This is a genomic window from Sphingobacterium sp. KH_072, assembly GCF_057837975.1.
Map to the genome: position 1 here is coordinate 2022984 of NZ_CM174457.1, position 17549 is coordinate 2040532.

Genomic DNA, 17549 nt, shown 5'->3' on the forward strand with positions numbered 1-17549 from the left:
TTCTTGTTCATTGGGTTAAAGTTTTCCTCTTAGATATTGGTTAACTGCAATATGAGCTATCTTCTTGACAAACTCCAAGATGGTTTTTGCTTCCTCTATATCGACCTCTGTTCCTTTCTTTTTCAAGATTTGTACAACTCTTTCGGGTGTTAAATCGTTCGCTTTTTCTTTCTCCATCTTCAACTCATTTTTGCCTGTTAACCGAGCGGATTAATCCGCACAGACAAACTTATCGTACTGATGGAGTGGATATTGGATTGTGTCTTTAGGTTGAATTACTTGGCATAGTCTGCCTGTTTAGAACCATTTCGGCAATGCTATCCTCATTATTTCCACGTTTGGTTATGCCTATAAAGCGAGTATGCCTGTTGTTCACGTTTCATGGAGCAAAGGTATGTCCGTGTTCTTAACGTAGGCAAAAGGTCATGCAAGTTTGAAAAAAAAATATCCAGCCCGTTGGGTGTATTTTTTTTTCAAAACCTTGTGCCTACTAAACACTAACCTTTGATGCTCCCGAAACGAAACATAGCATACTCCGGCTCTTTACACGAATAAAAAAAATGTCAGGCATGAGGAATATAAGCATTGGAAATGGTATTGAAACAAAACAACAGCACCACCTCTCATTGCCGAATAAATCAAAAAAAGTAAAGAAATGACACATCAAATAAACACATCGGAAGCAAGGGTATATGTCGGCACATACGCAAAATATAATGACGGTTCAATATTCGGGGAGTGGCTAACGCTATCCGACTATGTGGACAAAGACGAATTCTACGACGCTTGCAGGGAGTTGCACGATGACGAGGAAGATCCCGAATTTATGTTCCAAGACTACGAGAATATCCCAAACGGATTAATGGGCGAAAGTTGGATAAGCGATAGCATCTTTGAGGTTTTGGAGGCTTTGGAAGATATGGACGAAACCCGAAAAGAGGCATTCCTAATATGGTGCGAAAACGGACACCGTAAGCTATCCGAAGGCGATATTGACGGCCTAATAAGCGACTTTGACGATGACTATATAGGCGAGTACAAAGACGAGGAAGATTTTGCCTATGAACAGGTAGAGCAAATGGACTTGCCCGAATTTGCAAAAACGTACTTCGATTATGAGGCTTATGCCCGTGACCTGTTTAGCGGTAACTATTGGAGCAATAGCGGTCACGTATTTTATAATTCGTAAATTTTCGGGAACGGTACGCCGTTTCCATTTTTATTAAAATCCGGTGGGCAAAAAGACAGATCCGCCCGATGGTCGGAACAGTCTTTTTGCGGAAAGCGGAACACCCCCTTTGTTAAATGCTTCCGCTCCGCCGTTCCTTACCTGCATTTTCCAAATAGGCTGTATCGGGATAGTCTACTTTCTTTCATGAGTTGAGACGGAAAAGAAAGTAGCAAAGAAACCGATTATTGTAATCAATGAACTTTACTTCAGTCACTGATAAAGAAAGGCTTTAATTCTTTAAATTTGTAATATTGAAACAACCTTTGTATTGAAAAGGATTATATAGCAGACCTAAATGAAAGCATATATTGACTTAAATATTTTCGATAGATTAGAAAAAATAGACCGACTTGATGAGGTAGAAAAACCACACTACCAAGAGCTATCAAGTATGTTATTGGATAAAACGCTTACTACTGCCTATTCAAATGCTCATCTCAATGATTTGTTTCGAGGTTATCAGAAGAACCCCAATTTTATTGATGGGCATTTAGCAAATATAAAGTCATACACCAATAATCTGTGTATTTGTCAATATTGGGGACAAAATGATGTTACTTGGCAATATCGAGAAATCAGAGATTTCTTCGATGAGAAATTAACTGATTGGGAGTTTGAGCCAAATTCATATGAAGAATTATTCGAGGACGAACCTCTATTAAAAAGTGCAGTTGCCCTTTACAAACACATACCGCTTCCTCCAGAATTCAAAAAAGGATATTCTGCCGAGCAATTTTGGGGAATAATGTTTCCTCTTTCAAAAATTCACAACACGCAATACGCCCTACAAGCGGATATTTTCAATTTTCAGTCTCGATTAAAATCTGACTATGGATTGTATAAGTCATTTAGAAGCAAGCTATTGAATAGTTTGAACAGAGTAAAAAACAACAAAGAAATTTTGAAATCTGTTCAAACGAACTTAAAAGATATTCCAAAGCATTTGGAACTTATCGATATTTTTGATGCTTACACCCCAAACAACAAAACAAGCGACAACATCATGTATTCAAAAGTGCATGATATCTTTTTTAAATACGATTTTTCCGGATATAAAAGTGACGGACATTTCAATAATATGTTTGACGATGCATTACATACTTTTTACGCATCCCATTTCGACTTTTTCCTAACAAATGATGATAGATGCAAGTATAAAGCTGAAAAGACATTTGAAAGACTAAACATCAAAACAAAAGTTCTGAAAATCGAGGAAATAGAAATAATAAGAAACCACTTATAGGCGGTTGAACAAATAGCATTCACCCAATGATAGAAACCCAAATCGAGATAGCAGTAAATCGAAAGTCTGATATAGAACAGATACAGCAAAAAATTATTGAGAGTAAAATTCAGTTCCCGGTTTATATCCGTGAGTATGAATCTAGCTATCAAATAAGCTTCACAAGTGATTATGAGGAGTGGGAATTGGATAAGGCTATTCTTGCGTGTTTCTCAGGATATGAATTTACATCAGACCTTGAAAGAGGACGAAAAGAAATCAGAGTTGAAATATCCAGACACCAATCGGAGTTTTGTACTGATGGTTGGGGAAGACCGATTGAAAACCCTCTAAACGAAACAAAGTATCTTGTAAAGAAGTCAAAGGATAAGCCTGAAAGGTTTAGTCCTGTAATCAAGGTTATGTTTGAAGAAACAGAACGGGATTACTACGTGAACATTATAGATGGACTTAATAGAGCAACAAAAGAACAAGGTTTTTTACTTTTAAACGAATTTAGGGTTGAGAATGAAGACAGCAATGTAGAAATCTTAAAAGACAAGCTGTATAAAACGCCTTTGGAAGCCTTTTATGAGGGGTACTACAAAATGCATGAGTTGGTAGATGCCGATTTTACTGTGTATCTTGAAAACAAACGGAAAGAAATTCGGGAGACACAAAAAATACCTCGCAAAATTATTAGGGATTTCATTAAAGCTTGCAATAGTTTCAATGAAAAGGATATTTTGAAAAATATTAGTGAGAATATCGTCTTTGAGAAACGTAAGAATTGGCAAACGGTTTTCCGCGCTAACGGAATTGATGAAATCAAAGAGTATCTTAATTCTGCAACACAGTCCTTATGTTTCAAAGACCTTAAAATTAGGTCATCATGGAATTTCAATTTACCAATAGTAACAATCGGTATAAAGTTTTTCCCTATCTCTGACGACCCAGAAATAAAGCATCCACAAAAATATGGGCAGATAATATTTACATTAGAAGATGATGAGATTGTCCGTATAATCGAGGAGTTGTAGCCTAATTGGTTTCATTTGAAGAGCAAGACAACATAACTGCTAAAAGATAATATTAGTAATATCATGGAAAGAAACGTACTTTTTATCAAGGGTTATAGTAAAACACCAACAGAATTAATAAACGACCGAAAAATTATCCAGTTGTATATTGATTTTTTCACCAGCAATGCGGGTGGTGCTTTTGATTTTGATACAGAAATAATTATTTTAGAAGAACCGGATGTTGACACTATCAATGACCTAACCACACTTAATGAAGTAGATTATTTAATAATTGTATTGGTTGGTCATGGTGCAAACAAGGATGGGATACAGATATTTCAGTTACAGGAAAATTTATTCATACAACCTGGACAAATTCAATTCGGCTGTCAAAAGCAATTACATATCATCGAATCATGTAGAAATATTATAGACATTGAATTAGATATTCAAAGGATTAATAGATTAGTGCCAAAATATAGATATGGGGGAATTGTCAAGTTTCCTCTTACAAGAGAAGAATCCGTTGAAAAGTTCAATAATGTGTTACAGCAGTCAGAAAATGGGATTCTTTATTTATTTGCTTGTGATATCAACGAAAGTGCATACAGTTATTTCTTTTTGCAGGTCATGATAGATATAGCCCTATATGCACACGAATATTTTAGGAATTCTGTTTATACCGCTTCAGATATTTTCGATAATGCAAAATCCCAAGTAAGTAATTTGACAAAAGGAAAACAGACTCCGACAAAGATAGGAGAAGCGGACTTTCCCTTCGTAGTCACGATAATATGAACCGGTAATTCGATATCACCTTCGAAAACATCTATCTGCCATTGACCGCCCCGTCAATGGCTTTTTTTATATTTTCGCCTATCAGCACATATTTTGAGAAGCCAAGCTCCGCAAGTTCTCTAATAACTTTTTCATCATCCATATCACTATGTGCAATTAGCTTCAATGTAGGGTATTGACTTCTTAATTCCCGTATTTGCTTCATTATGTCTTTATCCGAAAAATCGAGGTCGATGATGCAAATATTGGGTAGCGTTGTTAACGAAGATAGCTGATTGTTCGCGTCCGCAACGTTATCAGAGCGAAAGACAACATCTACCCCCGAAGCAACGAGGTCATCATGTATTAAATCCATCACTGGACTTTTATCATTGATAAATGCAGTGGTAATTCGGCTTATGTTCTTAGTCTCCATATTGACGTAGTTTTTCATTTTGTATGGAGTTCCTGCATTAAAAAAAAGCGCAGGCAACTACACTTACCGATACTGGGGCACTGGTATGCCTGACAACGAATAAGCGAGCACCCACGCCTATGGCGTGAGCATTCCTACTTATCGTCTCGTTGTCTTAAAAATTACCAGTTTTCAGTATCGAGACTTAAAGTAACAACACTTTAAGATTTTTATATTTTCAGATACAAATATAGTGAAGCCAAAAAGGTTCAACAAACGTAATATGCATAATTTGCAGTGTGACTCTCATTAGAAAGTTTTGATTTTACCATTTTCCAACCAATTCGGAATTTCAAAGCTCTTCGCTTTGGGATGTTGATGGAATATATTTCTTAGATTTCTAAACACTGAATAAGCATCACTTATAATTTGTTTTTGTTTATCAGTAAACTTCAAATCATATTGGTTTTCACTAATTCTATGAGCCGGATTTTGTCTTTCCCTTCGTATTTTCTTTAACGGTTTAAAAAGTTCACTGATTGTACCGTCTCCCTCTACGTTAAAAACTGAAGTTAGCCATTCTTCGAAAATTTGTAGTGTACCTTTAGACTGCTTTTCTACCAAACCATTTCCTAATTCTTTGTATTCAAATAGTTCAACCTTCCCCTCGAAAAAATCTTTATTGATGTTTTCTGAAATCATTTTATCAAGTAGCAATATGAAATCATTATAATTTTTCAAAGTTGGTGTAAAGAAAAACGTGAATTCCTTTGGTCTATTCTCTTCTTCAAATGTTTTTCTAAATAGAGTCTTGGAAAAAATCAATTCAGTTAGGTCGTTTATGCATTTTTGTTCTCCAATGAAGCCAGAAAAAATAGAATAAGAAGATGACCAGTTGCCTTGAATTGTATTCTGATGATATTCTTCAAGCATTTTACAGTTACCTGATTTCTCTCTGCTTTTCCAATAGATTTGATGCTCGGCGGTTAAATCCTTTAGGTATCTTAAGTAAACTACTGCCAACCTGTTTCCATTTTCATCGAAACCTAATCCAAATGTTTTTAGAAAGATGTCATCTTCATCCCTTACAATTGGCTTTTCATTTTCATCATATTTGCAAGAAATACGCCCAGAATAATCTTCAAACTTGAAATCAAATCGTGGGTCATTAGAATACCTATCCAACACTTCTATTTCAAAAAAAATTGGTTTTAAATGAGGTTCTCCGAGTGCTAGCTGTTGCGTATAACAAGCGTTACCAAATTCAGCTAAAGTTCTATTCTTGGTAAGGAAAATTTTACTTGGATAGAGACAAATAGGGAATTCTGTATCCTCCGATGAGATTTTGAAATCACCAAATGAATGAATAACTTCTTTAGTTTTTTTTGCTTCTTCCAAAATACTTAATTGGCTGTCAATTGGATAATGCTGAAAACCTATAATATGGGGATTGGTGCTTGACTGAATTGAAACGAAATCTTCAATAACAAGTTCTTTTATTAAGTCTATTGAAGCTTCATATTCTATATTAAGCTTTTGGGAAATATTCCGTAAGGGAATTCCGTTGAAGTCCGAAGAGTTCACGAAAAAATCATATACAATAGTTTGAATTTTATTTTTCAATTTATAAGTATTTGTTATTAGGGCTTGCCACCTATTAGAAATTTATAAAAGTAAAAGGATGCTTTACGGTTTACGTATCTCCATATTTTGGGATGCTTTTTCTTTTGCCTTTTTCTGTCTCGAATAACTCCATAAAAACAGCACACCGAAGATAATCAAAGCATAAGCTATCCATTTGCCCAAACGTTCAGAAGTTTTAATAATAACGGATTTCTCATAAGATGAAAAGCTCTCTGCTCCGGTCGGGCTACGCCTGTAAAACTTCCTGCGGTTAATCCAGTAACGCAGACCTAATCCCAAAACCAATGCTATTATGCCTAAAACCAATGATGCACCCATAACGATAGCTATTATAATTCAACACTTTGAATTTACGAAAAAGCAACGAATAGCAGGCTTAAAAAATGGAAACATCCCGTCACTTTGGACGGGATTTTCTGTTTTTAATCACGGCTGTTAAACTGGAAACTTATTTGCTTTTCGTTCCCGAAGTTGTCCGAAATCCAAATATCAAACGACTGTGATACGGTAGATTGCGAGGTGTAATACAGCCTAAATTGTGTCTGTGGCAACAGGTACACGTCATTGGGCATATACGGCGGTTCACTGTAATAGCGCAATGCTCCCTGTCCGTCAAACTGGAAATAGCGAATAAAGTATTTCGCATCGTTGAAATTGCCCGACCGTTGAACGGTAATCCGTATTTCAACGGTCTGCCCGTTCGTTACCTCTTTGGGTACAGGCATCACCTGTACCTCAAAAGGGTAATTCTGCCTGATGTCGAGGTCGTCTTTTTCACACGAGGTCAGCACCACGGCGCAGACCAACATCGCCAAGAGCATGAACATTGCCTGCAAATGTAGCCCGTACTTTCTGATTAATATTTTCATCGTAAATCAATTTTAAAAGTTAAACCTTAGTCCAATCCCTGCCGATGGACGGAACTGTTTCAAATCCGTACCCCATAATACTTTTGTCCGCCCTTGCAGGAGCAGGACAAAGCGGTCGGACAGGTATGTTTCGAGCGTGAGCCGTCCGCCCGTACCATAGACGAAATTGTCTTTGTCGAGGATGGTCGAGCCGTCCGGTAACATTGCTTCGCTCCGGTTGATGGTTTCGTAACCTGCCACGGCGGTAAGCCCTGCATTCAGCGTGACGGTCTTTCTTGCATCGCCCAATAGCTGAAGACTGTAACCCACCTCGCCCGTATAGGTTTCGAGCGGTATCTGTACATCCCCGTAATCCGAGAGCTGATGGGTGTACTCCGCACCCCATATCCAGTAATTGCCGTTCTTTCCGTTCACGGTCAATGTCAAATTCAGATAGTAATTGTCGCTTATTTCTTTGGACAGCATACCTGCGTTTATTTCCAATCCCTTTTGTTTGGGGAGCATCCGTTGTGCCTGTACCGCCGTCATGCTTAGCATGGCAAGCCCCATGGCAAAAATGTATCTCATCATTGTTCGTTCTTTATGGGTTAATTAATCTTTAGGTGCATATCGCTTACCAGCTTGGCGTGTACGAGGTCGGAATTTTCCACCTGCAATACCTGTTGTCTGCCTCCATTCTTTTCAAAGATTTCGATAACCAGAACCTTGTCATCTGTGATGGTAAACTGGTCAAGCAGGAACACGTTTTGGTCGGTGGTATTGCCCGTAATTTCACCGAGCGTTTTGTACATACGCAACGGGTTCATTGCCTTTTCCTGTACCACGGTACGCTTGGCGACTTTCTTGTCCACAACCTTGAAATTCACAAAGTCAATGTTGAACGGAACATTGCTTTTGTTGCGCAGTTCCGTATGGAAATAGAATTTTCCGTTATGGACGTAGATACCTTTTAGCAGGAATTGTATGCCGTAGCTTTTTGCCCCGATATGCTTTACAATCCTTTTATTCTTTTTGTAAATCGTTTCCATGAGCAAACCAGCGAGTGACGGCGAATTGCCCCCCAATTCCTCAAACAGAACATCGTTGCCGTTTTCCCTGTCCGATGCTTTTTGCATGGTCAGCAAATCATAATTCAGCGTTGCAGGATAAGGACTGTAAAAGACATTGAAATTGTAAAACCGACCATCGTCCGTGATGACGGAAAAATTGGTTTCCTCGTCAAAATCCCTTACGCTTGCCTTAATGCGCAGTACGTTTTCCGCATCCTCGGCTTTGCCTGCAATAAGGTATTCACTGCCCAAATCCACGTAGCGAATTGCGGACGGGAATATGAGGTGCGAGGTTTTGCTGTACGTCACCTGCATTTCGTAAGGGTCAACCTTGCCCATGCTCAATTTTGTTGTATTGCATGCAATTTGCTGTGCATTTGCACCTGTGATAAAGACCGTTAAACAGACTATTGTCATGAGGCTTTTAAATATTGCGTTCATATCGTTATTATTTATTTTTTAATGGAGATATGGAATGTTCATGTGTGTTAGTTTTTTGGAAACATGAACATTTCATTTTCTTTTTGATTTTAGTTAAACATTAATTTTTTGAAACGAGGAAAATCTGATGACCGGCTTTGACGGTTACTTTCGGTGTCCTCACTTTCCTGGAGAAATAACCCGATACCCCTTGCACCACACCACGGGAAAGGTCGCCTGCCATCTGTTGCCCTGCCGAGCGTGTCATCATGATGGACGTGCCGGAGGTTTGGCTCATGTTGGAGGCAATCTCTGACAGGGCATTCATTTCGGGGGAATACGGCACATATAGCCCTTGCTGTCCGTCCACGTCATAAACGGTTATATCGACCGGAATAATGTTGCCCTCAAATTCGATGGATGTTACTTTTAACTGCAACCTGCCACTTTGAAACTTGGCGTTAGCCGTCAATACCGTTCCTGCCGGAATGGAACGGACGGGAGTTTGCGCCGTTTCCAACAAACGCAACCGTACACCGCTTTCGCCTGTCACGGTCTGTGTTTCCTGCACCACAGCCCTAATGCTGTTTTTCGGTTGTATGACCTGTTCCGAAACGCCTGCCGTATAGAAACCACGGTTTCGGGTTTCGTTCCAGTTTGCCAAAAAAGCACTGTCGGTCGGCTCACGGTACAATGCGGAAACCGTATTTTTCCTTACGGGTGTGAATGCCACGAAATGTTCTTTTTGCGAGGAAATCTTTGCCGAAACCGTTGTGTCCGCATTATCCGTCTGTGCCGGATTTGATGGCAGGTTGGAGATTTCGCTGAAACTGACCACCCGATTTCGGTTTAAACTGACCACCTATTCCGCTTGAAATTGACCACCCGATTTCGGGGGAAATTGACCAGTTCGAATAATGCGTGAATGCTATAGCGGCCAGCCTACTTTTGATGGATATATAATCCATCGAAATGGCCAATTCCACTATAAGCATGAGCAAGATCAGACAGATACTCAGAATGTATTCCCAAGGGCGTAGCAAGCTTTCCATCGCTACCCATACTGGTGTTTCCCGTAATACGGTCAAAGTTTATTTAAGGGCCTTCAGTTCCAGCGGCTGTAGTTTTGAGCAGATTGATTCACTTAACGATAAGGAACTGGATGATTTCTTTGGCAAGAGCCGTGAACAAGCTCCCAATAACCGGTTAATATCGCTTCAACGTTGTTTTCCCCGCATTGACCGTGAACTAAAGCGGACCGGGGTCAGTCGTATGATGCTATGGGAGGCCTATATGAAGGAGTTTCCGGATGGCTTCCAATATACCCAGTTCTGTTTCTACTACAACCAGTGGAAGAACAGGGTGAACCCCGTGATGCACTTGGACCATAAAGCGGGCGATAAACTTTTTATCGATTTTGCGGGACAGAAACTCGCCATCGTAGACAAGAATACGGGCGAGGTAACCCAGGTGGAGGTCTTCGTTGCCATCTTGGCCGCCAGCCAGCTCACCTATGTTGAAGCGGTCATGAGCCAACAGAAAGAGGACTTTATCTCGGCCTGCGAGAACACGCTCCATTATCTTGGCGGTGTTCCGGCAGCCATCGTACCTGATAACCTCAGGGCAGCGGTTACCAAGAGCAACCGCTACGAGCCTACCCTAAACGATACCTTTGCCGATTTCGCAGACCACTATGGAACAACGATCCTGCCGGCCAGGGCATACCGCCCAAGGGATAAGGCACTGGTGGAGGGAGCGGTAAAGATAGCCTATAGCCGCATCTATGCCCCGTTGAACAAAAAGGTATTCCATTCGCTGTCCGAGCTCAATTCGGCCATACTGGAGGCGCTGGAATCCCATAACACACAACTTTTGAAAGGTCGCAACTACAGCAGGAGGCTGCAGTTCGAAGAGATCGAAAAAGAGGCACTGAATCCTCTTCCGGTACTGCGCTATGCCTTCAAAAAGCAACACTATGCCACCGTTATGAAGAACGGGCACGTGAACCTAGGAGTGGACAAACATTATTACAGCGTACCATTCCGCTTTATCGGTAAAAAGGTCAAGATAATGTACAGCAGCTCAAATGTGGAGGTATTCTATCATTATGAACGCATCGCCATGCACAAGCGGATGAAAAGCCCCTACAACTATACCACCGACAGGGAGCATATGGCCACCACCCATAGGTTCGTTACTGATTGGACACCAGAGCGTTTTCTGGAATGGGCCACCAGCATCCATGACGACGTGAGGCTCTATATCTTAAAGGTACTGGAGCGCAAGCAACATCCAGAGCAGGCCTACAGATCATGCGTGGGTATCCTTGGCTTTGCCAAAAAAGCCGGCAACGAACGTTTGATCAATGCCTGTAGAAGGGCGCTGGGCTTTGGTATCTACTCCTATAAGACCATACAGATGATATTGGAGAAGAATATGGACCAGTACCCCGAAAGCCTCTTTGCCGATGAACTCCCTATGCCCAGCCATGACAATATCCGTGGCGAAGACTATTACCAATAACCCTTAAAATAGATAAAAAATGAACACGAGCACACTTGACAAATTACAGAAACTGAAGTTCTACGGCATGTTCCATGCCTTTAAGAGCAGCATCGAAACCGGACAGACCGACCAGTACACCTCCGATGAGCTATTGGCGCACCTTATCGATTCCGAATGGGATTACCGCCAGAACCGGCGGATCGAACGCCAGATACTGTATGCCAGATTCCGTTATAAAGCTTCCATAGAGGAGCTCCACTACCATGTGGATCGGAGCATTGATAGAAACCAGGTGATGAGGTTGGCAGACTGTACTTTTATCGACAGGTTTGAAAACCTGCTCATTACCGGAAGTACGGGGATCGGAAAAAGCTACCTTGCCTCGGCAATCGGACATCAGGCATGTATGCTGGGCTACAGGGTATTATATGCCAGTACGCCAAAGCTTTTTGCCAAACTGAAAATGGCCAAGGCCGATGGCTCCTATATCAAAGAGGTTGCAAAAATTGAAAAACAGCAGCTATTGATCCTAGATGATTTCGGCATACAGCCCTTCGATGCCCAGAGCAGGGCGGCTTTGATGGAGATCATCGAGGATCGCCATTCAAAGACCTCACTTATCATTACCTCACAGCTGCCGGTAAGCAAATGGCATGAAGTGATCGGTGAAAAAACCATTGCTGACGCAATATTGGATAGGATTGTTCATGATGCACACCGTATTGAACTCAAGGGAGAATCAATGCGAAAGAAAAGGATGCCTGTGCAAGAAAATAGCTTCCAATAAAACACAACTTTTAAATCACTACTTTTGTTAACGCCTCTATAGCATTTGCAACGTTCGTTCGCCAGCGAATTAGGTGGTCAATTTGCCACGGAATTACATGGTCAGTTTCTCCGAAATCTACACGGTAACAGTTATTTCAAAATATTGGAGATAGAATACATAAACGCATACACACCAGCAAACATTAAACTACAAAAGATCATAACCAGTTAAAAATCACATATCTGTGAATTATTGTTACCTTTGCAAAATGAATGCAAAATCAAATGAATTGATCAATACTTATCTAACAAAAAATCCAATCGTACAAGATTTGGATGTAAGACATTATAATACGTTGTATCGTCTGTTGCATACGTTTGCAGTTGTAAAACCAGATGAAACGCTTATAGTAGAACTTATCGAATTTGCCACCGATAAAATAAAATCACCAAAAAGCATTGAACACGATTTAGCAGAAGTAAGTAATAAAGCATTAAGTTTAATGTTGAGCAAATAACAAAAAGATGCTATATTACATACAAATAGACCACTCCCAATTGGTCTGGATAGCAATTGATTAAAAATGCCCTTTATAGCTTATAACTATAAGGGGTTTTTTAGTATACACCCTAATCACTTCACATAAGTCGATATAAGACACTTTACATCATTCTGGACTACTGGTATCAAAACTTAATAATAACGTCTTGCCTCTATGTAAGGTGATAGAGAGATAACAAGTAACATTATTTATAGATTAAAAAGAAATAGACTAAAATAGAATGAAAAATCTAAATAAATCTAAATTAAGCCATATAAAGCGATATAAGACATCTTACCCTTATATGATACATTCCATACCACTCATAGTGTAATAATCCCTTAGATAGCTTTATATGAGGTCAAATCATACCGTAATGATCAATAATAAATGTAACAGCTTTTAAATAGATTAGTTTAAAGTATCCAATAATAATTATAAAAGATATTTGTGAATGAAATACTACAATTATGATAATATAAGGGAAAACCGTAATTTAAAGTATTAACCTGAAACTATCTTTGCAATGATATGATGATAACCACGCAAGACCACATTGTACTTGCTATTCTCGAAGCATTGGAAGATACTATACAGGGACAGGGTATATTGCTGTACTGTGATATGGACTACGATTTGGGTATAATGAATAGTTGGGTAAGTATAACACCAAAGGATGGTACAGAGCTGAAAGCAATAGATGCATTCTGGTTGGGTTATCTAGTCAAAGAATGCTTAATTTAAAATACTATACATATGAGCAAAGAAACTAGATATAAAGGTTACTACAATGTTATTATCGCTTTTCTACTGTTATGTATGGTAGTGATTTTAATATATCTGTATATCCTGAATACAAAAGACTATTAGATGTAATAGATGTAATAAGAGATATAACAATCCATTTATATTCACTTTTATTGGTAGACTATAAATAAATAATCTCTTTTTAAATAGATTAATATAAGATTGGATTATTTTATATAATTGATTTATTAGGTAGTATTTAGGGGTTAAGTATATTGATTTATAGGTAGTTAAGAGTAAGTGAACACTCACCTAATGTAAGCACCTCCGTCTCTTTTCCCACTTTCAAATACTTTTTCCACCTCACCCATACAACAGTAACCAGCGATCACCAGAGCGTTTGTAATAAACTCTGACAGTGTAAATGATCACCTGTATATAAATGTTGCGTTAATGATAGGATAGGTGTCAGAGTGGTTGAATGAGCAGACCTAAAAAACTCTGCCAAAACTCTGCCAATATTCGTGAATTTACAGAACTTTTTAAATAAATCTATTTGAAAATTTTAGGCGGAGAATAGGATACTTTTTTGTATTTTTATGGCTTAACGGTATTAAAAAAAGGGATTTAGATGTTATTCTAATCCCTTTTCTAAAAGTTGTAAAAAACTTCTGCGGAGAGGGAGGGATTCGAACCCTCGATACGGTCATCCCGTATACAGACTTTCCAGGTCTGCTCATTCAACCACTCTGACACCTATCCGTGAATGGAGTGCAAATATAGTATTTATCCCCATTAACACCAAACAATAATTATACGCACCCGGTATGTCGTGTTGTGATTTGTTAATTATTTTATAGAAAAAAAAGTAACAATAAATTGCTACAATATATTTAAGTTTTTTGTTTATTTGTAAATAAACTATCCATGAGAAACTTTTAGTTTCAATTTACTTGTATATCCATATCGTTTGGTACGCTACGTACGATTTTAGCAATCGATATTGACAACAGATTATACATCAATAAATATTTGATTTACTGAATTATATGCATTTTAAATATTTATAAAAGCGTCATAATCAACACAGAAACTGGAAATAAATTGCCATCTTAAAATAACGATCATATGTGTGAATTTTTTATCAATTATCAACGTAAATATCTAATATTATTTTTAATAAGCCACCTGTAGTTGCAACGTATTTTAAAGTATAGAGTTACGCAATTCTTTACTACAGCTCTACAGATCTTAAAAGCTATATAAACCTTAAAATTTCCCCTATTTCAGTTACGAAGTTTTTAGCAGTCAGTTATGGAAAAGAAATGTGGATACATATCGTTTTCGACCTACTTATTAAGCGAATATAGCAGCAGGCATCCTCCCTAATACCTCTCCAGTAGTATATCAATGATGGTCGTTTTCCTCAAACACAATCGTTATTACAATCATTAATTTAAAATTCCTATGAAAGAAAAAACATTAACAACCAACAACTTCCAATCTTATATTGAACAATCAGAGCTATGGAATGTGTACCCCAATGTCGTTACGGCGTTGGAGAAGCAAAGTGATCAAAATCCGACTAAAATTGCATTGGTCGATGGTGATGATAAGATTACTTATCAGGAACTGAATCAACAGGCTAATCAGCTGGCCGCATACCTCCAAAAGCAAAACATCCAAGCAGGTAGTATTGTAGGCGTATGTGTAGCACAATCAGCACGAAGAATTATCTCATTTTTGGCGGTACTAAAAACCGGTGCTGCCTATTTGCCAATTGACGGAGATCTGCCACAAGCTAGGATTAATTTTATGATAGAAGATGCCAGATTAGATTTCTTTTTAAGCGAGGAAATATATCTTGATAAAATAGATAATCAAACTACGCGTTCTGTATCTCTGGATTTATTGCATTACAATGCAGATTGTAATGCCTTATCAAAAGAGAATATTAATGTAAATTTTGATCCCGCCTCTACTTCTTACGTTATTTATACTTCAGGAAGTACAGGAGTGCCAAAGGGAGTGATGATAGGTCATCGCTCCTTTTTTCATTTTGTGACTCATCAAGCAGAGATTTTAGGTATAGATTATAACAGTAAGACATTACAATTTGCTTCTCCAAGTTTTGATGCCGCGGTTATTGATATTTGGGTCCCATTGGTCCAAGGAGCTACGGTTTATCTTTATCCCAATAATAAAGTTGTTGGCGAACCACTGCTAGATTATATCGTCGCGCATCATATCGATACCGTACCCTTGATGCCTCCTATGGTATTGGCTTCGTTGCCTACAAATAAGTCGATCGGCCGGCTACGTACAATGGGAGTTGGTGGAGAAGCGTGTACGGAATCTACTGTGATGGCGTGGTACCGGAAAATTCGACTGATCAATAGCTATGGTCCGACCGAGGCTACAGTTGCCATTACTAATTATGAATTTAAAGAAGAATCTAATCCAAGAATTATTGGCAAAGCAGTACCGTATGCACTCCTATTCGTATTGGATGAAGACTTAATGCCTGTTGGTACATCTGTTGCCGGAGAACTTTATGTTGGTGGTTTACCATTAGCTTTAAGGTATTTAAACAGACCGGAAGACACTAAAAAATCATTTATCGATGCGCCAGAATGGCTTCACGAACAATTAGGTGAATATCGGACAAAGTCTAACTCCTCTAGCTATTAAAACAAAACTGCAACAGGTGATGCCAGCATACATGATTCCTGATAAGATTGTCTTTGTAGAAAAAATGGCACTAACGCATGCCGGAAAAGTAGATAAGGCAAAACTTATCATTCCAGAAACGGTATCTGAAGCTACACATATTCCGGTATGGAACGAAGATAATCTCCACAAGGTAATAAAGCATATTTGGTCTGAACTGTTGGATATCGAAGAGATCAACGATGAAGACGACTTTTTTGAACTTGGTGGTTATTCACTTCTGGTTGCACATTGGCATGTATTGTTACCAGAAAAGATTAGAACTAGAATCACACTGCCAGAATTATACATCTATACCACCGTATCTTCCTTCGTGACGGAGGTAGAAAGTCGGCTGAGACAAGTAGAAGTTTCTCAAAAAACCAAGGCGCAGGAAATGGAAAAGGAATTAATTCAAGATGCCGAATTACATACAGATTTCAACATTACGACTCTGCCCGATCCTGCCGTCTTGGCCAATCCGAAGTCTATATTTCTAACTGGAGTAACCGGATTTGTGGGCTCGCATCTGCTCGAAGAACTATTGAAAAATACCTCGGCTACGATCTACAGTTTGGTGCGCGCAGCCAACACCGAAGATGGCATACAAAGGATCAAAGACACTTTTGCAAAGTTCAGATTGCCGTGGTTACCAGCATACGACCAACGCACCATTGCAATGATCGGCGATCTATCTTTGAATAAACTAGGCATGAGTGATCACGATTATGATTTTGTCTCCGATAAGATGGAAGTAATCTATCATTCTGGTAGTTCGGTCAGTTACGTACAGCCTTATTCCCTGATAAAAAAGCCGAATATAGATGGTTTGCACCATATTATCGAATTGGCTGTTCATCAAAAGACAAAATATCTTGTGTTACTATCTTCCATGGGGGTATTTAGTTGGGGTCGACCATTTACTCAAAAAACTTGGATGTACGAAGATGATTCCATTTACCAAAATATGCCCGCCGTAGCGCGAGATTTGGGATATATCAAAAGCAAATGGGTGATGGAAAGTATCGCCGAAAAGGCAAAAGCCAAAGGATTACCTATCATCAATTTCAGATTAGGTTTTGCGGTATGCCACAGTACTTCGGGAGCTACCGTGATGAATCAATGGTGGGGAGCTCTAATCAGGAGCTGCGTGCAACTGAAATCATTTCCATTGGTGATGGGCCTGAAAGACGAATTGACGACCGTAGATTATATGTGTAAGGCCATTGTGCATATAAGTAAGAAAAAAGAATCCGTAGGTTTAAATTTTCATCTCTCGCCACTGGCCGAGAATGACGTATCACTTACAGATTTTTGCTCGAAAATGAAAGAGTATTATGATCTTAAGTTGGAGGGAATGGAATACCATCAATGGTTGGAACAATGGATAAATGATGATCAATTACCGATCTACCCTTTGTTAGCACTGTTTACAGAAGATATCCACGAAGGTAAATGCTTGGTGGAAGCATACGAAAACACCTATTATTACGATCGTTCAAATACGAAGAGATTCTTGTCTGATTCAGATGTAGAGCCACCTGTTTTTGACGAAAAATTGATGACACCCTACTTAAAATATATGGGTGTGATTGAAGATTAAAAGTTGAAATTAGGTAGTAAAGAGCG

At 38.9% G+C, this 17549-nt stretch carries 18 protein-coding genes and 1 tRNA gene; 10 read left to right on the plus strand and 9 right to left on the minus strand.

Annotated elements, in window-relative coordinates; translation table 11 throughout:
- Window positions 1-15: 15 nt before the first annotated feature.
- On the minus strand, window positions 16-177 hold the full coding sequence (locus AC3IRT_RS09455; protein ID WP_162835070.1) for a hypothetical protein: 162 nt from the start codon (window positions 175-177) through the stop codon (window positions 16-18).
- A gap of 478 nt (window positions 178-655) precedes the next feature.
- Between AC3IRT_RS09455 and AC3IRT_RS09460 the strand changes: the two genes are divergently transcribed.
- The 4 genes from AC3IRT_RS09460 (at window position 656) to AC3IRT_RS09475 (ending at window position 4273) form a co-directional block, all read left to right on the plus strand.
- On the plus strand, window positions 656-1189 hold the full coding sequence (locus AC3IRT_RS09460; protein ID WP_489393016.1) for an antirestriction protein ArdA: 534 nt from the start codon (window positions 656-658) through the stop codon (window positions 1187-1189).
- A 337-nt stretch (window positions 1190-1526) separates the two neighbouring features.
- Window positions 1527-2474 (plus strand): hypothetical protein, encoded by a 948-nt coding sequence (locus AC3IRT_RS09465; RefSeq protein ID WP_489393017.1) that lies wholly within the window; start codon window positions 1527-1529, stop codon window positions 2472-2474.
- A 26-nt stretch (window positions 2475-2500) separates the two neighbouring features.
- Window positions 2501-3493 carry a hypothetical protein gene (locus tag AC3IRT_RS09470; RefSeq protein ID WP_489393018.1) on the plus strand — a complete coding sequence of 331 codons (993 nt, stop codon included), beginning with the start codon at window positions 2501-2503 and terminating at the stop codon, window positions 3491-3493.
- A gap of 63 nt (window positions 3494-3556) precedes the next feature.
- Window positions 3557-4273, plus strand: a complete 717-nt coding sequence (locus AC3IRT_RS09475) for a hypothetical protein (RefSeq protein WP_489393019.1) — start codon at window positions 3557-3559, stop codon at window positions 4271-4273.
- A gap of 31 nt (window positions 4274-4304) precedes the next feature.
- On the opposite strand, the gene AC3IRT_RS09480 is transcribed toward AC3IRT_RS09475, so the two are convergent.
- The 7 genes from AC3IRT_RS09480 to traM all read right to left on the minus strand — a co-directional run bounded on the left by AC3IRT_RS09480 (window position 4305) and on the right by traM (window position 9487).
- On the minus strand, window positions 4305-4688 hold the full coding sequence (locus AC3IRT_RS09480) for a response regulator (protein WP_489393020.1): 384 nt from the start codon (window positions 4686-4688) through the stop codon (window positions 4305-4307).
- Window positions 4689-4976: 288 nt separating this feature from the next.
- A complete protein-coding gene (locus tag AC3IRT_RS09485; protein ID WP_489393021.1) occupies window positions 4977-6290 on the minus strand; it encodes a hypothetical protein in 1314 nt (437 codons plus the stop codon).
- Between the two features lie 63 nt (window positions 6291-6353).
- On the minus strand, window positions 6354-6629 hold the full coding sequence (locus tag AC3IRT_RS09490) for a molybdenum ABC transporter permease (protein WP_489393022.1): 276 nt from the start codon (window positions 6627-6629) through the stop codon (window positions 6354-6356).
- Window positions 6630-6733: 104 nt separating this feature from the next.
- Window positions 6734-7138, minus strand: coding sequence for a DUF3872 domain-containing protein (locus AC3IRT_RS09495; protein ID WP_489396123.1), 405 nt, complete (start codon window positions 7136-7138; stop codon window positions 6734-6736).
- Between the two features lie 54 nt (window positions 7139-7192).
- Window positions 7193-7750: a conjugal transfer protein TraO gene (locus tag AC3IRT_RS09500; RefSeq protein ID WP_489393023.1), complete on the minus strand. Its 558-nt coding sequence runs from the start codon at window positions 7748-7750 to the stop codon at window positions 7193-7195.
- Between the two features lie 17 nt (window positions 7751-7767).
- A complete protein-coding gene (gene traN, locus AC3IRT_RS09505) occupies window positions 7768-8670 on the minus strand; it encodes a conjugative transposon protein TraN (RefSeq protein ID WP_489393024.1) in 903 nt (300 codons plus the stop codon).
- 100 nt (window positions 8671-8770) lie between these two features.
- Window positions 8771-9487, minus strand: a complete 717-nt coding sequence (gene traM / locus AC3IRT_RS09510) for a conjugative transposon protein TraM (RefSeq protein WP_489393025.1) — start codon at window positions 9485-9487, stop codon at window positions 8771-8773.
- Between the two features lie 155 nt (window positions 9488-9642).
- On the opposite strand from traM, the gene istA reads away from it, so the two are divergent.
- The 4 genes from istA (at window position 9643) to AC3IRT_RS09530 (ending at window position 13208) form a co-directional block, all read left to right on the plus strand.
- Complete coding sequence (gene istA / locus AC3IRT_RS09515) at window positions 9643-11172, plus strand: IS21 family transposase (protein ID WP_489393026.1); 1530 nt, start codon at window positions 9643-9645, stop codon at window positions 11170-11172.
- A 19-nt stretch (window positions 11173-11191) separates the two neighbouring features.
- Window positions 11192-11941 (plus strand): IS21-like element helper ATPase IstB, encoded by a 750-nt coding sequence (gene istB, locus AC3IRT_RS09520; RefSeq protein ID WP_489393027.1) that lies wholly within the window; start codon window positions 11192-11194, stop codon window positions 11939-11941.
- A gap of 250 nt (window positions 11942-12191) precedes the next feature.
- A complete protein-coding gene (locus AC3IRT_RS09525; protein ID WP_489393028.1) occupies window positions 12192-12440 on the plus strand; it encodes a hypothetical protein in 249 nt (82 codons plus the stop codon).
- Between the two features lie 555 nt (window positions 12441-12995).
- Window positions 12996-13208, plus strand: a complete 213-nt coding sequence (locus tag AC3IRT_RS09530) for a hypothetical protein (RefSeq protein ID WP_489393029.1) — start codon at window positions 12996-12998, stop codon at window positions 13206-13208.
- 677 nt (window positions 13209-13885) lie between these two features.
- On the opposite strand, the gene AC3IRT_RS09535 is transcribed toward AC3IRT_RS09530, so the two are convergent.
- Window positions 13886-13973, minus strand: a tRNA-Ser gene (locus AC3IRT_RS09535).
- Window positions 13974-14678: 705 nt separating this feature from the next.
- Here AC3IRT_RS09535 and AC3IRT_RS09540 point away from each other — a divergent pair.
- Both AC3IRT_RS09540 and AC3IRT_RS09545 read left to right on the plus strand, forming a co-directional pair.
- Complete coding sequence (locus AC3IRT_RS09540; RefSeq protein ID WP_489393030.1) at window positions 14679-15902, plus strand: AMP-binding protein; 1224 nt, start codon at window positions 14679-14681, stop codon at window positions 15900-15902.
- Between the two features lie 19 nt (window positions 15903-15921).
- Window positions 15922-17523, plus strand: a complete 1602-nt coding sequence (locus AC3IRT_RS09545; protein ID WP_489393031.1) for an SDR family oxidoreductase — start codon at window positions 15922-15924, stop codon at window positions 17521-17523.
- Window positions 17524-17549 lie beyond the last annotated feature (26 nt).

Coding starts and splice junctions, on each gene's coding strand:
- AC3IRT_RS09455 (WP_162835070.1), bottom strand. CDS start 177: ATGGAGAAAGAAAAAGCGAACGATTTAACACCCGAAAGAGTTGTACAA.
- AC3IRT_RS09460 (WP_489393016.1), top strand. CDS start 656: ATGACACATCAAATAAACACATCGGAAGCAAGGGTATATGTCGGCACA.
- AC3IRT_RS09465 (WP_489393017.1), top strand. CDS start 1,527: ATGAAAGCATATATTGACTTAAATATTTTCGATAGATTAGAAAAAATA.
- AC3IRT_RS09470 (WP_489393018.1), top strand. CDS start 2,501: ATGATAGAAACCCAAATCGAGATAGCAGTAAATCGAAAGTCTGATATA.
- AC3IRT_RS09475 (WP_489393019.1), top strand. CDS start 3,557: ATGGAAAGAAACGTACTTTTTATCAAGGGTTATAGTAAAACACCAACA.
- AC3IRT_RS09480 (WP_489393020.1), bottom strand. CDS start 4,688: ATGGAGACTAAGAACATAAGCCGAATTACCACTGCATTTATCAATGAT.
- AC3IRT_RS09490 (WP_489393022.1), bottom strand. CDS start 6,629: ATGGGTGCATCATTGGTTTTAGGCATAATAGCATTGGTTTTGGGATTA.
- AC3IRT_RS09495 (WP_489396123.1), bottom strand. CDS start 7,138: ATGTTCATGCTCTTGGCGATGTTGGTCTGCGCCGTGGTGCTGACCTCG.
- AC3IRT_RS09500 (WP_489393023.1), bottom strand. CDS start 7,750: ATGATGAGATACATTTTTGCCATGGGGCTTGCCATGCTAAGCATGACG.
- traN (WP_489393024.1), bottom strand. CDS start 8,670: ATGAACGCAATATTTAAAAGCCTCATGACAATAGTCTGTTTAACGGTC.
- istA (WP_489393026.1), top strand. CDS start 9,643: ATGAGCAAGATCAGACAGATACTCAGAATGTATTCCCAAGGGCGTAGC.
- istB (WP_489393027.1), top strand. CDS start 11,192: ATGAACACGAGCACACTTGACAAATTACAGAAACTGAAGTTCTACGGC.
- AC3IRT_RS09525 (WP_489393028.1), top strand. CDS start 12,192: ATGAATGCAAAATCAAATGAATTGATCAATACTTATCTAACAAAAAAT.
- AC3IRT_RS09530 (WP_489393029.1), top strand. CDS start 12,996: ATGATGATAACCACGCAAGACCACATTGTACTTGCTATTCTCGAAGCA.
- AC3IRT_RS09540 (WP_489393030.1), top strand. CDS start 14,679: ATGAAAGAAAAAACATTAACAACCAACAACTTCCAATCTTATATTGAA.
- AC3IRT_RS09545 (WP_489393031.1), top strand. CDS start 15,922: ATGCCAGCATACATGATTCCTGATAAGATTGTCTTTGTAGAAAAAATG.